This window comes from Shewanella sp. 10N.286.51.B2, from assembly GCF_041469265.1.
GTDB lineage: Bacteria > Pseudomonadota > Gammaproteobacteria > Enterobacterales > Shewanellaceae > Shewanella.
This window is the reverse complement of the sequence record NZ_JBFRKH010000029.1, coordinates 94,657-109,615: the sequence shown is the minus strand read 5'-3', so window position 1 is coordinate 109,615 and position 14,959 is coordinate 94,657. Positions and strand designations below refer to the sequence as shown.

Here is a 14,959-nt window from a genome sequence, read left to right as displayed (position 1 = left end):
ATTTCTTGACCACTACAATGTGAATCACCTGAAAAATTGTATGAGTTACTGGAAAGTATTGATGGCTTATTTTTAAATGGTGGCGATCAAAGTTTGACCTTAACAGCTTGGTTAACGCCAGATAAAAAGCCCTCAAAAGCGTTAACTTTGATTAAAAATCGTTTGGCCAATAAACGCATAGTGATTGGTGGAACAAGTGCGGGAACCGCTGTAATGACAGCGAATAATATGATCACTGGTGGCACCGGTGACGGCGCACTGCAATACGGAATATTTAATCAAAAACCACCGAGTGAACGATGTGAAATAAATCAATGTGAAGGGGAAATACCCGCAACGGCGGTAACCTATCGTGCCAAGGGCGGGTTAGGCTTCTTTCCTTATGGAATAATGGATACGCATTTTTCTGAGCGTGATCGGCAAATAAGATTGTTAATGCTAACCGCCTCCACTGATAGTGAAATGGGATTTGGTGTGGATGAGAATACCGCGCTATTAGTGAATATTGCTGATAAACATGTATCGGTGATTGGGGAACATGGTGTATGGGTTATCGAGCAAACTCAAGTAACTAACGATAGCAATGACCAACCAATATCCGAGGGAGTATCGCATTATTTAACTTCAGGCAGTCAAGCTGATATTGATGATAAACAACAGTTGATTCACATCGAATTAGCCAATGAGGGAGTTTCAATTGATATGCAAGCTACTTACCCAACTTATCATCAGTGGATTAAGCAAGCTTGCCGTGAGGGGAAAGCATCGAGAAAACAGCTCAATAACTATGAACTTGTCCTTCTCCCGAGCTCAATAACAGACTGTCAAAAAATATTAAAAAATCAGCCAAGTTATCAATCGATTACGCTAAGGCTGCGAATGTTAGGCTCTAGCTTATAGGGGAAAATATAAGTTATGACTATACTTGACCACTACAGTCTGATTGCTTCGTAGCTCATAACGGGACAAAAATCATTTAGAGCATGATTTTTGTCCATGTCCTAGAGATAAGTTTTGCTCATCATCAACGATAAGAACAACTAGCCAAGCCAAGTTAAGCCAAGTTAAGTGTAGGGTGTCAGCTATGGTGGCTCCCAGTAAAAATATAAATAGTGCGGTTTAACTCAATGTAATTACCGTTTTTAGTTTTGTAAATTCACTATGTGTCAATGCCTCAGGCATGTCTGCAAAATTGAATATGATGGGCGCACTAATTTCAACATCACTTTTAGTAATTCGTTCAAGTAACGCTTCACCATTTTGCATTAATGCATGCCAATCTTGTTTATCACCAAAATCATGTAACGCGCCAAGGGCTATTTCGTGGTAAGAAATAGTGCGAGTAAATGGCGGGTCAATGGGTTTAGCAATACGATCTTGAATGCAGACAATATGTCCATTCGCTCTTAACAGTGGTACTAAATGGGCGGCATTTTCGCCACTCACGGCATCAAAAATGGCGAAGTATTGCATGTCGATTTGAGATTGTTCTCGATAAACTTGGCGAATACCTAGCTTTTGGGCTCGCTCTTCGCTCAGACTCGCTGAGACAACATCAACGATATAACCCGCATCGAGAAGGATCTGGGATAACAAATTATTCACCGCGCCAAAACCAACGACAAGCACTTCTCTTTGTCGGGTTAATGGAATTTTTTCAAATGCTTGCCATGCGGTAAGCATCGGGCAAGGTAGCGCTGCTGCAAGTTCAAATGATAGGCTCTCAGGCAGCGTCATCACTCGCTCAGCATTCAAAACGGTATATTCAGCATAGCTACCATGGCGATTTAGTGAGCCATGAAACGCCACTCGACGCCCAATGAGACTGGTGTCAACTTTAGAGCCTACGTGTACGATGACGCCTGCACCATCAACACCAGGAACATGACCATTCGGCCAATTTAGAGGATTGGCTTTAATAAATTTCCAATCGACAGGGTTTATACCAATCGCTTTGTTTTGTACTAAGATTTCATTGTCATCTACAGCTGGTATTTTAGCGTTACCTAAAATGATACTGTGTGTCTCTGTTTGATATTGCCAAATTTGATAGGGTTCCATCGCATTCTCGTTTGCTTAAAGAAAGGAGAAGGCACCAAGGAGTGGTTAGTCCTTGATGCCTAGTTTTGCTATGCCTGATAAGTAGGATAATCGATGTAGCCTTCGGCTCCGCCACCATACAAGGTGAGTCTTGCGTCAGCATCAAACTCGGCCAGTGGGTTATCATTGGCCAAACGGGCGACTAAATCTGGGTTCGTTACAAAAGGGGTACCAAAGGCAACGAAATCAGCATACTGCTTGTCGATTAACTGTTGCGCTGATTGCTTGGTCAGCTTTCCAGCAACCATGATTGGGTTTGAGTATATTCGGCGAACTTGTTGGCGAAACTCTTCAGGTACCTCTACATAGCGTGATATGTTTTCTGAAAAATGCACATACGCAAGGTTCATCGGTTGTAGTTTTTCCAGCAATGCTAACGTTAGCGGAACAATTTCAACATCATCCCCAGCAAAACCCTCTCCGATATGAGGAGACAGACGAACCGCAACTCTTTCCCCACCAATTTCGTCAGTAAGTGCTTGTAAGGTATCAACCAGAAAGCGCATACGATTCTCTTGGCTGCCACCATATTGATCACTTCTTTGGTTGCTTTCTAAGCGTAAAAAGGTATCAAACAAGTAACCATGCGCAGCATGAATTTCCACGCCATCAAAACCAGCTTCAATGGCGTTTTTGCCCGCTTGTACAAAATCCGCAATCGTGCTCTTAATGTCTTGCAACGTCATCTCCCGTGGCGTTTCAGTTTCAATCATCCCAAAGCCACCTTCAGCTAGTGGGCCAAATACTTGATCTGGGATTTTAATCGCTGATGGGGCTAACGGCTTAGTACCTGAAATATCAGAATGACTGCGTCGCCCCACATGCCAAAGTTGAGTAAATATTTTCCCGCCTTCTTGATGCACAGCTTGGGTGGTTTTTTTCCAGCCTTCGATGTGCTCTGGGGTATAAATGCCCGGAGTCATCGAATAACCTCGTGCAGCCGCTGAGATCGGGGTGCCCTCTGATACAATGAGTCCAGCACTGGCACGCTGACGGTAGTAGGTTGCCATCATCTCGTTTGGTACATCACCAGGTTGAGACGTGCGTGAACGAGTCATCGGCGCCATCGCGATACGGTTTCTAGTCTCAAGTCCGTGACCTTTAAATACCTTAAACATACTTACCCCCTTAAGCTTTATACGTTGGATAATCAATCAGACCTTTCTCACCACCACCAAACAAGGTGTTTGGATCATGCTCTGCCAATGGGTAGCCGTGAAGTAGACGTTCAGGAAGATCGGGATTCGCCACAAAAGGTCGACCAAAGCCGATCATATCAGCCAGTCCGTCATCAATAGCTTGCTTTGCTTTTTCCGCATTATAACGACCTGCGTAGATCAGCACGCCTTGAAAAGCATTGCGCATTGCACGTTTGAATGAGACGGGTGTATCTGGTGCATCATCCCAATCGACTTCAGCAATATGTAGGTACACGATATGATGTTTATTGAGTAACGCTGCGGCAGCGGTATAAGTCTCAATAGGGTTAGCATCAACAGTACCATTGAGGGTTGTTAAAGGTGCCAAGCGCACACCAACGCAATCAGCGCCAATGGCATCGACCATTGCAGTAACAACTTCATCAAGAAAACGAAGACGGTTTTCAAGACATCCACCGTACTCATCAGTGCGATCATTCGCCTCTGAATCAATAAATTGGTTAATTAAATAACCATTAGCGGCATGCAGTTCAATGCCATCAAAGCCTGCCTCAATGGCATTCAATGCGGCTTGACGGTAATCTTCAATCACTTGCTGAATATCGGCTTTTGTCATTGCTCTAGGCTGAACGACGTCAACAAAACCAGGTTCATCACTGCCATTATCAACGAATACTTTGACGTTTTCCGCTTTTAATGCGGAGGAAGAAATCGGTTGCTCACCACCGATGTTATCTGGGTGAGTGACTCTTCCCACATGCCAAAGCTGCGCGAAAATAGCACCTTGTTTGGCATGCACAGCGTCTGTCACTTTACGCCAACCAGCAATCTGCTCAGGTGTGTAAATACCTGGGGTCCATGCATAGCCTTTTGCCGTCGCTGAAATTTGCGTACCTTCAGACACAATCAATCCTGCACTGGCACGCTGAGCGTAATAGGTTGCCATCATGTCATTTGCGACATCACCAGGCTGACTGGCTCTTGAACGCGTCATCGGTGGCATGACAATGCGGTTTTTGAGTGTGAGTCCACCCAATGTGAATGGTTTAAATAGTGATAGTGACATAGTTGAGCCCTCTTCATTTGATAGGGGCATACTAGCAAATGAGTCACCAATCATTTATAGCAATAAAGGCAAATGATATTTGTAGAAATTGCAATAATCAGCTTGTTTAAGCGGGTTACAGGGTTAGCTTTGGCTTAATAAAATCAATAAAAGCGGAGATCCGCTTGGCCACAGAAGAAGTCTTATAATACACAGCGTTGACTTGTTCTCTTCTTGGATGACTGATTTTTTCGCTCTCCAACAGCGAAATTAAACGTCCTTCGACAATATCTTTATTCACCATAAACCCTGATAGACATGCAATGCCATTTCCTGCCAACACAATTTGTCGAATGGTTTCGCCATTACTTGATGACATCAAAGCGTCTAGTTGGGTAAAACCTTTTAAAGGCCAGTCATTCAAAATTTTGGGGGCGACAAATCCAATGAGATTATGCTGAGCAAGATCGCTGCTTTTAGTGGGGAGCCCGCGTTTTGAGATATATTCTGGTGAAGCCACAATATACAAGGGGCTTCGACCCAGCGACCGAGCATGTAGCGTTGAATCGCTCAAGGTACCAATACGGATTGCTAAATCGGTTTTCTTTTCTAGTAAATCCACAATGCCTTCATTGGAAGTTATTTCTAGCTCAATATCGGGATAGGCTTGATTAAATGACTGCACCAATGGCACCAGTTGATGAAACACAAACGGACTAGCCGCGTCGACACGTAAACGGCCTTTGGGCAATTCCCCACGGGAAATAATATCTTCTTCCGCCTGCTGTAATTGCATTAACCCCACCCGCACAGAGTCAATGAACTGGCGTCCTTCATCGGTTAATTCAATACGTCTAGTGGTTCGGTTTAAAATAGTGACCCCAAGTTGACTCTCCACTTTACTGACCGCTCTGGATACTCGTGCGACTTGGATATCTAGGCTCTCTGCTGCCGCTGAAAAACCTCCGGTATCGACTACAGCTAGTAAAATGGCTAAATCATCAGATTTTGTTCGCATGCTATTTCCCTCAACTTTATCCAATCGCTCATCAGCTTTATTGCATTTATAACAAATATCATTTGTAAAAACCTCTGTTTTTCACAAAACATCTTTAATGCAAAATGCCCCCCATCAATTAACAACGCGACGGCATAGCGACCAATACATCGGCTATTGCTGGTCATTTTCAAACAACAGAGAGTAAATATTATGCCTTTAGCACTTCTTGCATTGACGCTCAGCGCCTTTGCTATTGGAACAACGGAGTTTGTGATCGTGGGGCTACTCCCGACCATGGCCTCCGACCTAAATATATCACTGCCTTCAGCAGGCTTGCTGGTTAGCCTTTATGCACTTGGTGTTGCCATTGGCGCCCCGGTTTTAACGGCTTTAACAGGAAAGTGGAATCGTAAACACGTATTGATTACCGTCATGTCACTGTTTGTTGTCGGTAACTTAGTTGCATGGCAAGCACCTGGATATAACACCCTGATTATCGCTCGTATTTTGACAGGTTTAGCCCATGGTGTATTTTTCTCCATTGGTTCAACCATTGCTACCGGTCTGGTACCAAAAGAAAAAGCCGCCAGCGCCATTGCGATTATGTTCACTGGTTTAACCGTGGCGTTAGTCACAGGCGTGCCGCTTGGGACATACATAGGTCAAACCTTTGGCTGGCAATCAACCTTCTTAGTTGTTGCGCTATTAGGTTTAATCGCATTAATTGGTAGTGCTTTCTTAGTACCAAATAACTTAAAACAACCTGCTGCAGCTAAGCTTTCATCGCAGCTTAAGGTATTAACTCAACCTAGATTATTACTGGTTTATGCGATTACTGCACTGGGTTATGGCGGCACTTTTACAGCATTCACTTTCCTTGCTCCTATTTTGCAGCAAGAAACTGGCTTTAGTGCGAATGCAATTAGTTTAATTATGTTGGTTTATGGAGTCTCAGTTGCGATTGGTAATATTTGGGGCGGAAAAATGGCCGATAAAATGGGCCCAATAAAAGCCCTTAGCATTATTTTTACTGGTCTTGCAGCTGTGCTTATCGTGTTCAATTTTACCGCCGTTAACCCTATTGCCGCGGTAGCCACGATTTTAGTTTGGGGGGCATTTGCATTCGGTAATGTTCCAGGTTTACAAGTATATGTAGTGAAACTTGCTGAAAAATATACACCAGATGCAGTGGATGTTGCTTCCGGTTTAAACATTGCCGCCTTTAACGTTGGTATTGCACTTGGTTCATGGGGCGGAGGGATGGTTGTCGCTGAAGCAGGCTTAATGCATACACCTTGGGTAGGTGCAGTAGTTGTACTGATAGCGCTTGCTTTGACCCGCTTTAGTGGCCGTCTTGATAAGCGTGCAGAAAGTTAATGGTAAAAATGTATTAATGAAATAAACACGACTCTTACCCTTAGAGCTGGTCAATGCAGCAGCATTGGCCAGCTTTTCGCAACTTATATTGATTGGTATTAGACAAGATTGAAACTGATAAGAGGCACTCAATGAAAACCGTTTTTATTACTGGAGCTAATCGTGGCTTAGGATTAGAGCTTGCAAAGCAATATGCACAGCGACATTACAAGGTCATCGCTTGCTGTCGCGATATTGATTCAGCGCATGAGTTAACCCTGTTAGCACAACAGTATTCAACCATTCGCCCTTATGCTCTAGATGTTAGTCATGAAACAGATATTCTCGCTTTAACTGAGGTGTTTAAAGAGCAACCTATTGATGTACTTATTCATAATGCTGGGGTGAGTGGTGAAGGATGTGACAACTTAGGCAATATGGATCAGCAAAGATGGCTAGAGGTGTTAAAGGTCAATACCATCGCACCCATGTTAATCACGCAGGCCTTGCTCAATAATATTCTAGCCGGCCAAGATAAAACCATAATCGGGATGACCTCAATACTGGCCAGTATTGATGATAACCGCTCAGGGGGACGATACAGCTATCGAGCATCAAAAGCGGCCCTCAACCAAATAATTAAATCTCTAGCCTGTGAATTATCCGAAGCGGGAGTGAAGACCATGGCAATTCATCCAGGTTGGGTAAAAACCGATATGGGTGGCAAGGAAGGCAAGGTAACAGTAGAAGAGAGTGTTAAAGGCATGCTTAATGTCATCGACAATTTAAAACTTAAACATTCAGGTTCATTTTTTGTCTACGATGGCACTCAATTGCCATGGTAAGCCCTGTAGTTACGTCACATGAAAGCTCTAAGGGGATGATATGCTTTTTACCTTTATAATCCTTTGTATTATCGCTTTGCTCGGATGGTATTTATACAAAGTCTCCCGTGATATTTCCCAAATTGACTGGGATTGGAATGGCGATGAGATCCTATAAATTGATATCGCCTGCATCTATGGCTGGTCACATTATATTCTAATGAAAAACTGTGAGCTTGCTCTGGTGCTGAGTAAATACTTTAACGCGAAATGGGGCGTGCGACGTGAAGTCGTATGAAGCGCTGTTCACCGCTTAATGTGTGAACCATCTGTAGTACCAGATGAACCTATGAGCCTGAATAAAGTAGCGGCTCTGACAATGTAACGAAGAATGGTCATGGACTATTCGGGATCTAAATCGCGAGAAGACGATCCTCCTGATAACCACAAATCGGGTGAGTGCTAGGTAGTCAGTAAGATGAACATAAGTGAATCCGCGTAAGGTGCGTTATACGTTGAAGCTGCGGAAGTTGTAACCCTCCCTTATATCGATCATATTTTAAGAGAGTTTTCTTTATTTAACCGCTCATATAGCTTGGGCGGTAGCAAAGAATGTCGTAGCAAGAAAGGGGATTAGGTTGGATGTATTCCACAAAGGGTTCACCGTTAAACACTTATAGGCCTTGAAAGGATTGACTCAGACAATGTACCTGCTTTGTACATGAGCAGAACCGCCCAAACGTGAAGTTCACACCTATTTGTTTAGCAAACTCCTTATGCAATAAAGGTTTTCATTTCTTATCTGTGGCTGAACAAATACCCGTGGATCAGTCTAAAATAATCGACAACAGCGTGATTTTGTACCTCAGAAATGTCTAAATTCAAATTAGCACCGCCAGTCTTTAGACTGGGCTGGCAGTGCTTTTTACGACTCAATATTTAATCAACTAACATTAATCAACTAACATTAATCAACTAACGCCACACCTGATCAAATACTCGGTACATATTACCACCCAAGAATTTGCCACAATCCTCTTGGCTATATCCATTTTGTAGCATTTTATCAATCAGTGCCGCTACAATTTGGTAAGGTGCTGGAGTAGGGAAGCCCTTTGCACCTGCTGCTGCACTATAGCCGCCATCAGGGAAAACAGCAGCGCCCATTGGGGTTTGCATGATTGAGGCAGTAAAATTAATATTGGGAATATAGTCTGAACCAAAACCCACGTGATCAATACCAACTAGGTTCACCATGTAATCGACATGACGGAATAGCGCGTCTGTGGTAACAATATCTGGGTTAGACGTGTCCATAAATGCGCCAACCATATTGATTGAGCATACACCACCACTCTCTGCGATGGCTTTGATTACTTCGTCAGATAAACTACGTTGATAATTGGCCATGGCTTTTGCACCTGAGTGCGAAGAAATAACAGGTTGACTACTGCGCTCTATAGCATCAAGCGAGGTACGTTCGCCTGTATGGCTAACATCTACCACCATGCCGTAACGGTTATAGCTATCAATCAGCTTTTTACCAAAGGCGGTCAAACCGCGATTTTCAGGTTCAAAGCAACCATCTCCTATTTCATTGCGATTGTTGTAAGCTAAAAGACAGTAGCCATAACCTAACTCACGCCACAAAGCGACACGGTCCACATCGCCACCAAATATCTGGGTGCCTTGGTGAGTAAAAAATAGCCCAAGCTTGTCCTCTTTTACCGCATCATCAATGTCTTTTGTTGTACGGATAATTTTGTAGCTGTCTGGGCGTTCTCTCATTTTATTAAGATAAAAATCTGTGCCTTTCATGATGCCATCGACAGAGGCGTCTAACGAGTCCGCAGATGGACATGCTGCAAGTACTTTAAAACCAGCAGCCTTACAACGGTCCATTTCATCGTGAAATTCTGGCGCTTCAGGTGAAGACCACTGACTGGGATATAGTGCAGAAAATAGGGTATCAATGGTCATAGAATCACGGACAATATTGACAGCTTTTTCTGATGCGGGATAAAACTGTTTACGCTGTGGGATATTGGAATAATCTTTGATTTCAAATTCAGGTAGCTCAAGGGTTTTGTTATTAGTCATAATTCGATTCCTATAGTGTTTGCGCCTTTCAACATGTTCAATAAACGCTGAACTTGTTTAAGATTTAACTATAGTAGTCTCATTATCGTTGGAGTATTAATCGTTTATGTATGATCAAATCCTCAACTACTAGGATCCTGTTAACATCACCTTAAGGACTGACATGGTTTAGTCATACCACTAGACGCCGCATGGCTAGATGATATTCACTTTCAATATCTCGATAATAGGTTGTTAGGTTTTTTTCATTAGGTGAGTCCCGCAGGTTCATCGTTAGCTGCAACAATACCTAAAGCTAGCTAAGGAGGTTTTCTTAGCAATGTGATCATTGCCCAAAGATGATTTGTGCCAAAACGAGGTTGTTTATTACAAAAAAAATCAGCAACAAACCTTGGTTAGTTGCTGATTTTTGGCTATTTAATTTCTATTCATATTCAGAAGCAATTTAACATGGCCATCCATTCTAATTGGCTAAATATCAAATACTCTACTAGGCTTTAGTTATTGCTTAATATTCGGTGATTAATGATGGCCAGACCTAGAAAAACACTCGTGAGTTTAGAAGATACGCCTTACTACCACTGTTGTTCGCGTGTGGTACGTAAGGCATTTTTGTGTGGGTTTGATAAGTCGACAGGCGAAAACTATGAACATCGCCGTGAGTGGGTAGATAACCGAATTATTGAATTATCGACGATTTTCGCGATTGATATCTGTGCTTATGCGGTGATGAGTAATCATTTACATGTTGTGCTTAAAGTCGATGTGGATAGCGCTGAGCATTGGTCTGATATCGAGGTGCTTACCCAATGGCATAAAGGCTTTAAAGGCACCTTGCTGACGAATAAGTTTGTAAAAGGTGAAGCACTCAATGAATTTGAGTTAAAGACAGTTAATGACTGTATAACTCTATATCGCCAACGCTTGACTGATATTAGCTGGTTTATGCGTTCTTTAAGTGAACCCATTGCGCGAATGGCCAATAAAGAAGATAACTGCACGGGTCGTTTTTGGGAAGGGCGCTTTAAATCTCAAGCATTACTTGATGACGCAGCAGTTCTCGCCTGTATGGCCTATGTTGATTTAAATCCAATTCGCGCGCAAATGGCTGCAACACCTGAAACTTCAGATTACACCAGTATTCAACGACGCATAAATTCAGCTATGAAAGGTGAGCAACCGAAAGCGTTACTGGCATTTGTAGGAAATGAACGTTTAGATATGCCTAATGGACTGATGTTTAGCGTTAAAGATTACATCGTGCTGGTTGAAGATACTGGGCGGATTATTCGTGATGATAAGCGCGGCGCCATTAGCTCAAGTAGCCAAGCTATTCTCAACAGACTGAACATTCCTGCTGAAAACTGGTTAAAAATCACCACAGAATTTGGCGCGTTATTCAAAGGTGCAGTAGGGGCTTTACCTGCATTAACTGACTATTGTGAGCATCTAGAGCGGAAACGGCGACAAGGTGCTTCAAACTGTCAACGCTGGTTAAGTGTATGAGTGAAATACTAATATTTTATGTTTAAGGTTAATAAATAAAATCAAATTATAATGTAGTATAACGACAGATTTACTTGACATATATTTGCTCGAGAAATATAGTCAATCTTAGTTGTCAATTGCTTAGCTTATCTACCTATTTAAATGCAAGTAATTGAAACTAAACGACTTATTTTTTATTTAATACGGAAGCCTTGGGTTCAAATCCCTATCTCTCCGCCATATTTAAGACGAAAGGCTCATCAGAAATGATGAGCCTTTTTTCGTATAAGGGGAGTTTGAACCCAAGGGTTCCTATTTCAGCAATACGCTATCTCTCCACCATATTTAGAAAAGCCCGTTACGAAAGTAACGGGCTTTTTGCTTTCTAGAATTTACTGATGTGAACAACAGGTTTATAGCACCACAATGTAGGGTTCCTATTTCAGAAGTAGGCTATCTCTCCGCCATATTTAGAAAAGCCCGTTACTGAAAAGTAGCGGGCTTTTTGCTTTCTAGAATTTACTGATGTGAACAACAGGTTTAAAGCACCTCAATGTTGGGTTTAAAATCATCCCAGCTGCTGTGTTGCAGTTTTTTAGTGGTGAAAGCTAATGAACTACAGCAGTCACGTTTTTTTAAAACGTACATTAGAATAGAAGCCAATAGTTAAGCTTGATCAAGTCAAAATGTAGCATCTCAATCTAGCGTTCTAATCACCATAATTTCGCCATTTTTAAGACGAAAGGCTCATCAGCAATGATGAGCCTTTCGTTTATCAGTTTTGTTAAAAAGGTCATATCTGAGTCATACTTAAATACCTATCTCATACTTAATTAACTATGTCAGACTCGAGCCTTTCAATAAGTCATTGCTTTATATATTTAATTTAATTGTGTTTATTGTAATATCTTAAAAGTATGAATTAAGCACACTGCAAGTATGAATGATTAATAACAAACTCATTCTTAAATTCATATTTTGTAAATTAACTTTATTGCTATCATCAATGTATTGATTTCATATACACCTGTTTTGGCAAAGCGTGTTTGGGCAATCTATAGGGACATTGATATGAGTGTTAACGGAAAAGGGCTTTATGCAGTGAAAAATACTGTGGCATTCTTCGTATTACATTGTTGCTTCGGACTTGCAGTTAGTCATGCCAACGAATCACTGACTTTGGCACTCTCAGGTGTTATCGAAGATAAATGTGAAATCACTATTCCAAGTAGTTCGCCTTTTGATTTTAGCCAACAGCTAATACACAGTACAACGCTGTCTATTGATTGTAACCAAACGATGTTGGTCGCACTTCGCTCTGAGTACGGTGGGCTTAAATTAAATCAAACTCAGGATGATAATAGAATTATCGCAGCCTATGATATTGATTTAAAAATTGAATCGATTCAATTTAATATGAGTGCGAATAGTTTTGATATTCAACAAGAGCAACGATTTAATGCTGGCGAAAAAATTCCATTTGCGACGTCGGGTAGTTTAGAGATTAGCCTTCCTGAAGCATTGGTATATGCCGGGAAATACACCGATATTCTGCATGTTGAGGTTTATCCTAATTTTACCATGCAGGGTATTTAATGAAGTTTTCTCCAGATGGAGAAAGTTGCCGACCGATAGGTGAATATCGGTCGGCATAGTAAAAAACCAATCTGAAATTTTAAAAGGAGTTTTACAATGAGAAAGATTACTTTAATTGCTGCATCTTTAACAGCACTATTCGCCAGTACAGCTAACGCTGGTGACGTTCAATTAGTTGGTTTTGTTCCTGCGGTATGTGAGGTGACAGGTCTAAATACTCAATTAAATGATTTTGGTAACTTACAAGGCGCTAATACCGCTTCTGATATTGTTTTTGGTGTTGAATGTAATGATGTCGATGGTGCAAACATTGAAATGATTAGTGCAGAAGGTGGCCTAGAATCTGATGATGCTGAAGATCAATCTATGCCTTATACGGCTACTTTAGCTATAACTGGTTATACTGACCTAGTGCTTAATGCGCCTGGTGGTATGGGCACTAATGGTGCAAATGTTAATCAAGATTATTCTGCAGCAGGCTTGCTAGTTGGCCCATCTGCAACATTGTCATTTAGTACACCTGGTGGTGCAAGCTGGTCTGGTGGTTATTCTGATACGTTAACCGTTCAAATTAATGCGGCTAATTAATTTAGCTTAGTCAGTGAAAATATGAGGGGGATATCACTCCCTCATATTTAATTATATTAATATGGAGTGTTTTATGATTAAAAATATGACTACATCATGTCTAGTGGCAATGGTCAGTCTTATAACCGTTTTTAGTTTACCGAATGCTTTTGCTTATAAAGTGCAGCCCATGGTGGCTGAAATGTCACCTGTAGGTAAAAAAGCACAGTTAAATCTGCGTATAGAAAATAATGACAGTGAATCACTCACTGTTGAGATGATACCACTGCAGTTGGTTATTAATAACTCTGGTAAAATTGAATATATTCCAGCTGAAGATGATTTATTAATTATTCCTGTGACGGCTATTTTAAAACCTGGCCATTCTCAAGCTGTTATGGTGCGCTATTTAGGTGAACCTGATATCGCTGAGTCGAAAGCTTATAGCGTCGGTTTTCGTCAAATACCGATTACCATGGAGGGAGATAATATTTCACAAGTGAAAATGGGGGTTAATTTTAATACCCTAATCAACGTAGTGCCGACCAATACGAAAGCAAATTTGCTAGTTAAAGAATTAAAATTAATAGATGGAGAGTGGAAAATAACGATTAACAACTCCGGTAACCGCTATGTACGTTTAAGTGAAACTCAATGGCAAGTTAGTGATGGTGCAAACTCACTGCAGTTAAATAAAGAACAACTTTCTGAGTTACTGAATGGCAATTTATTTTTACCCAACTCTTCTCGAACGTTAACGATGAAGCCTATTGAATCATTCAGTATGGATAAAATTGAGATTAAAATTGAAATTATGAAATAGTGAGTTAGACTTTTTTATCAGGCACCTGCTGTGTCAATTTTGTAGTTTCTTTTAGATTACTAACCTTTGAGATAAAAAGGAGGCTTATGTACATCAATTCGATAAGCTTACAAACAGTGCTTGGATGGTGCGGTATTTCTTTAATGTCTCTGTTCTTAGGAAAACCAGTGTATGGAATAGAGATCTCACCTATGGTTACCGCACTCTCTATTGATAGTCGTGCTAATTATCAGCAATTTTTAATTACAAATAATTCTAATTTAACTTTACCTGTAGAAATTGATGTTAATGAAATAGAGTTTAACCCCCTAGCAAGTGGTGCGAGCTATAAGGTTATATCTGAGACTTCCACCGATTTATTAGTATTTCCTCCAGCAACCGTTTTAGCTCCAGGTGCCGTTCAGTCCGTTCGTGTTCAATGGCTGGGGCAAGATACCTTAGCCAATTCCCAAAGTTATTTTATTCGTTTTAGCCAGCCTCAATTAGTCGATGATAGTGCAAGTAAAAGTGGGGTTAAAATATTTGTACATTTTAATGCGGCAGTTCACGTATCGTCCAGCAAGCAGCAACCTCAGTTGGTGATTAATACATCCTCTATTCAACATCAGATTATTAATATAGATACTGATTATTCATTACAAAAGAAACAACAAAATACCTCGTCATTGTTAAAGTTTACGGTTGATAATATAGGTAATAAATACGCTACGCTTAATGATTATTATTTGAATATAACAGAAGCCGACGGTAATACATTTACTATCGAAGAGGAGGCGCTTGTAACAGATCAAATTAACACCTTTTTTCCTCCGCATTCAAAACGTGAGGTGTCCATTAATATTGGTCGCGTATTGTCTAAAGGCTTTAGTTTAGCCATTAACCCTGTGGTGCGGTAAATTT

The 14,959-nt window shown here is 41.1% G+C and carries 13 protein-coding genes; 8 read left to right on the top strand and 5 right to left on the bottom strand.

All coding sequences use genetic code 11. From position 1 onward, the window contains the following. Positions 1-36: 36 nt before the first annotated feature. Entirely contained in the window at positions 37-900 is an 864-nt protein-coding gene (locus tag AB4140_RS08485) for a cyanophycinase (RefSeq protein WP_372000570.1), read from the top strand. A 219-nt stretch (positions 901-1,119) separates the two neighbouring features. On the opposite strand, the gene AB4140_RS08480 is transcribed toward AB4140_RS08485, so the two are convergent. From AB4140_RS08480 to AB4140_RS08465, 4 genes are all read right to left on the bottom strand, one after another. Beyond that, positions 1,120-2,061 carry a zinc-binding dehydrogenase gene (locus AB4140_RS08480; protein ID WP_372000568.1) on the bottom strand — a complete coding sequence of 314 codons (942 nt, stop codon included), beginning with the start codon at positions 2,059-2,061 and terminating at the stop codon, positions 1,120-1,122. Between the two features lie 68 nt (positions 2,062-2,129). Next, positions 2,130-3,218 (bottom strand): alkene reductase, encoded by a 1,089-nt coding sequence (locus AB4140_RS08475; protein WP_102519777.1) that lies wholly within the window; start codon positions 3,216-3,218, stop codon positions 2,130-2,132. A gap of 10 nt (positions 3,219-3,228) precedes the next feature. Then, entirely contained in the window at positions 3,229-4,326 is a 1,098-nt protein-coding gene (locus AB4140_RS08470; protein ID WP_372000566.1) for an alkene reductase, read from the bottom strand. A 115-nt stretch (positions 4,327-4,441) separates the two neighbouring features. After that, entirely contained in the window at positions 4,442-5,323 is an 882-nt protein-coding gene (locus AB4140_RS08465) for a LysR substrate-binding domain-containing protein (RefSeq protein WP_102519778.1), read from the bottom strand. 192 nt (positions 5,324-5,515) lie between these two features. On the opposite strand from AB4140_RS08465, the gene AB4140_RS08460 reads away from it, so the two are divergent. Beyond that, on the top strand, positions 5,516-6,682 hold the full coding sequence (locus tag AB4140_RS08460) for an MFS transporter (protein ID WP_029235440.1): 1,167 nt from the start codon (positions 5,516-5,518) through the stop codon (positions 6,680-6,682). 131 nt (positions 6,683-6,813) lie between these two features. After that, the gene (locus tag AB4140_RS08455) at positions 6,814-7,506 is read left to right on the top strand and encodes an SDR family oxidoreductase (RefSeq protein ID WP_102519779.1); all 693 of its coding nucleotides are present in this window, start codon (positions 6,814-6,816) and stop codon (positions 7,504-7,506) included. A 954-nt stretch (positions 7,507-8,460) separates the two neighbouring features. Here AB4140_RS08455 and AB4140_RS08450 read toward each other — a convergent pair. Further along, on the bottom strand, positions 8,461-9,585 hold the full coding sequence (locus AB4140_RS08450) for a dipeptidase (RefSeq protein WP_372000564.1): 1,125 nt from the start codon (positions 9,583-9,585) through the stop codon (positions 8,461-8,463). Between the two features lie 528 nt (positions 9,586-10,113). Between AB4140_RS08450 and AB4140_RS08445 the strand changes: the two genes are divergently transcribed. The 5 genes from AB4140_RS08445 (at position 10,114) to AB4140_RS08425 (ending at position 14,955) form a co-directional block, all read left to right on the top strand. Continuing rightward, entirely contained in the window at positions 10,114-11,091 is a 978-nt protein-coding gene (locus tag AB4140_RS08445; protein WP_372000572.1) for a transposase, read from the top strand. 1,053 nt (positions 11,092-12,144) lie between these two features. Then, positions 12,145-12,669, top strand: a complete 525-nt coding sequence (locus AB4140_RS08440) for a hypothetical protein (protein WP_102531430.1) — start codon at positions 12,145-12,147, stop codon at positions 12,667-12,669. Between the two features lie 96 nt (positions 12,670-12,765). Beyond that, a complete protein-coding gene (locus AB4140_RS08435; protein WP_372000562.1) occupies positions 12,766-13,257 on the top strand; it encodes a hypothetical protein in 492 nt (163 codons plus the stop codon). A 73-nt stretch (positions 13,258-13,330) separates the two neighbouring features. Beyond that, the gene (locus AB4140_RS08430; protein WP_372000560.1) at positions 13,331-14,059 is read left to right on the top strand and encodes a molecular chaperone; all 729 of its coding nucleotides are present in this window, start codon (positions 13,331-13,333) and stop codon (positions 14,057-14,059) included. Between the two features lie 86 nt (positions 14,060-14,145). After that, complete coding sequence (locus tag AB4140_RS08425; protein WP_372000558.1) at positions 14,146-14,955, top strand: hypothetical protein; 810 nt, start codon at positions 14,146-14,148, stop codon at positions 14,953-14,955. Positions 14,956-14,959: the final 4 nt, after the last annotated feature.

Excerpts from the sequence above, each read along its gene's own strand:
- AB4140_RS08480 (WP_372000568.1), bottom strand. The coding sequence starts at position 2,061 with ATGGAACCCTATCAAATTTGGCAATATCAAACAGAGACACACAGTATC.
- AB4140_RS08475 (WP_102519777.1), bottom strand. The coding sequence starts at position 3,218 with ATGTTTAAGGTATTTAAAGGTCACGGACTTGAGACTAGAAACCGTATC.
- AB4140_RS08470 (WP_372000566.1), bottom strand. The coding sequence starts at position 4,326 with ATGTCACTATCACTATTTAAACCATTCACATTGGGTGGACTCACACTC.
- AB4140_RS08465 (WP_102519778.1), bottom strand. The coding sequence starts at position 5,323 with ATGCGAACAAAATCTGATGATTTAGCCATTTTACTAGCTGTAGTCGAT.
- AB4140_RS08460 (WP_029235440.1), top strand. The coding sequence starts at position 5,516 with ATGCCTTTAGCACTTCTTGCATTGACGCTCAGCGCCTTTGCTATTGGA.
- AB4140_RS08455 (WP_102519779.1), top strand. The coding sequence starts at position 6,814 with ATGAAAACCGTTTTTATTACTGGAGCTAATCGTGGCTTAGGATTAGAG.
- AB4140_RS08450 (WP_372000564.1), bottom strand. The coding sequence starts at position 9,585 with ATGACTAATAACAAAACCCTTGAGCTACCTGAATTTGAAATCAAAGAT.
- AB4140_RS08445 (WP_372000572.1), top strand. The coding sequence starts at position 10,114 with ATGGCCAGACCTAGAAAAACACTCGTGAGTTTAGAAGATACGCCTTAC.
- AB4140_RS08440 (WP_102531430.1), top strand. The coding sequence starts at position 12,145 with ATGAGTGTTAACGGAAAAGGGCTTTATGCAGTGAAAAATACTGTGGCA.
- AB4140_RS08435 (WP_372000562.1), top strand. The coding sequence starts at position 12,766 with ATGAGAAAGATTACTTTAATTGCTGCATCTTTAACAGCACTATTCGCC.
- AB4140_RS08430 (WP_372000560.1), top strand. The coding sequence starts at position 13,331 with ATGATTAAAAATATGACTACATCATGTCTAGTGGCAATGGTCAGTCTT.
- AB4140_RS08425 (WP_372000558.1), top strand. The coding sequence starts at position 14,146 with ATGTACATCAATTCGATAAGCTTACAAACAGTGCTTGGATGGTGCGGT.